General features: G+C 75.9%; 2 protein-coding genes and 1 pseudogene. All 3 read left to right on the top strand.

The annotated features are described in order from the left end of the window. The first annotated feature begins 350 nt into the window (after window positions 1-350). Window positions 351-857: a SigE family RNA polymerase sigma factor gene (locus A8W25_RS22715; RefSeq protein ID WP_067164445.1), complete on the top strand. Its 507-nt coding sequence runs from the start codon at window positions 351-353 to the stop codon at window positions 855-857. Further along, the gene (locus A8W25_RS22710; protein WP_067164443.1) at window positions 850-1,671 is read left to right on the top strand and encodes a hypothetical protein; all 822 of its coding nucleotides are present in this window, start codon (window positions 850-852) and stop codon (window positions 1,669-1,671) included. Before A8W25_RS22715 ends, A8W25_RS22710 begins: the two co-directional genes overlap by 8 nt. Continuing rightward, window positions 1,668-1,915: pseudogene (locus tag A8W25_RS22705) on the top strand (hypothetical protein); the annotation flags it as partial. The gene A8W25_RS22710 and the pseudogene A8W25_RS22705, both read left to right, overlap by 4 nt.

The raw sequence follows: 1,915 nt of genomic DNA, 5'->3' as shown, positions 1-1,915 counted from the left end.
TCTGCGCGAGCTGAACATCCAGCTGCGCAAGCCGGTCGCGGCCAAGGCCGCGGAGAAGTAAGCCCGGTCTTTGTCTGCGGGTGAGTGGTGGGTTGCTCGCGCAGTTCCCCGCGCCCCTCAAGCGCGCCCCTCCGGGCCGCCCAGGGGATTGCCGCGCAGCGGCATCTGAGGGGCGCGGGGAACTGCGCGACCAGCCCCCACCGGCCCGCGGACGAAACGCACTCCTCGTACGGAGAAGGACCCGGATCCCTTGCGGATCCGGGTCCTTCTCCGTGTCCGGGGCAACCCGCCGGGCCCCCCACCGCGTTCGACAGGTGTGAGAGCCCGGACAGACAGACGAGGACACGACGATGGCCCCCGAGGGACCCGACGGATTCGAGGAGTTCGTCGCCGCCCGGGGACCCCGGCTGCTGCGGGTGGCCTGGCTGCTGACCGGCGACGCGCATCTGGCGGAGGACCTGCTCCAGACCGCGCTCGCCAAGGTGTGGCCCAAGTGGCACCGGATAGCCGACGACCACCCCGAGGCGTATCTGCGCAAGACGCTGGTGACCACCTACACCTCCTGGTGGCGGCGGCGCTGGCGGGGCGAGGTCCCGCACGGCGAACTCCCGGACGCCGCCGGGCCGTTCGACGCGTACGAGGGCGTGGACCTGGAGCAGTCGCTGGCGGCGGCCGTCCGTGCGCTGCCCGCCCGTCAGCGCGCGGTGGTGGTGCTGCGCTACTTCGAGGACCTGGGCGTGGAGGAGACGGCGGCGGTGCTCGGCTGTGCGCCGGGCACGGTCAAGAGCCAGGCCGCCAAGGCCCTGCACACCCTGCGGGGGCTGCTGCCCGTACTGGCCGAGGAGCGCCGTGACTGACGAGGGCTTTCCCGGCTCCCTGGGACCGGACGACGACGAGCGGGCGCTGCGGGTCCTGCTGGAGCGGGCCGTACCCCGGCTGCCGGTCCCGGCGACCCGCCTGGAGAAGGTGCGCGAGCGGCTGGCGCGGCGCAGGCGCCGCCGGGCCGCCGGGGGCGCGGCCGCCGCGGTGGTCTCGCTGGTGGCGGCGGGTGCGCTGCTGCCGGACGCGCTGCGCACCGAGCCGGAGCGGGTGTCCCCGGCCGCGTCCCCGAAGGCGGTGACCGAACCCACCGGGGTGCGGGCCTCCTTCCCCGGGCTCGGCGGTCTGGCGCTGCGGCTGCCCGCCTCCTGGGACGCGCTGCGGCTGCCCGACGGGGCCGAGCAGAAGACCAAGACCCTGCCGTCCGGCTATGTGGCCGCGCAGCCGCTGAGGCCGTACGAGGAGGCCTGCTCGGATCTGCGGAAGTCCGACGGGTCCGGTGTGCTGTGCGAGCCGGTGGAGCGGCTGGTCCCCGGGGGCCTGCTGCTCTCGCTGTGGGGGCTGCCGGGCGGCGAGGGCGGCACCGACGCGCTGCCGCCGGGGACGCCCATGGAACGCTCCCGCGACGTGCCGGTGGGCTGCCGCCGGATGGGCGCCACCGCCTACTACACCACCACGCGCGCGACGGCCGACTCCTCGACGGTCCTGTACGCCGCCCTGTGCACCAACGGCGCCGAATCCGACCGGCGCGCCGCCGAGGTCGCCGCGCTCCTGGACGGCGCGACCTACGACTCCGCGACTCCCGCGTCCACCGAGAACCCCACTCCCACCCCCGAAAGGAGGGGCCGGTGACCGCCGCTCCCGCCGGCCGCCCCGCGAAGAGGGGCCCCAGGTCCGCCCGTGCCGCCTGGACCGCGCTCACCCTGGCGGCGCTGCTGCTCACCGGGTGCGGCCACAACGGCGAGGGCGTACGGGACGAGGGCGACGGCCCCGGCACGCTCGCCGACGTGACCACCGACTCGGGCGGCGGCGCGCACGCCGGACGGGCCGCGCCCGCACCCGTACGCTCCCACGAGGCGCCCGTACTCCCCCGCGA

It is taken from the genome of Streptomyces sp. ERV7 (assembly GCF_001653515.1).
In the GTDB taxonomy this organism is placed as follows: Bacteria; Actinomycetota; Actinomycetes; order Streptomycetales; family Streptomycetaceae; genus Streptomyces.
This window is presented reverse-complemented; position numbering and strand designations above follow the sequence as displayed.

Bases quoted from the DNA above. Each gene is read 5' to 3' on its own strand.
- A8W25_RS22715 (WP_067164445.1), top strand. From the start codon at position 351: ATGGCCCCCGAGGGACCCGACGGATTCGAGGAGTTCGTCGCCGCCCGG.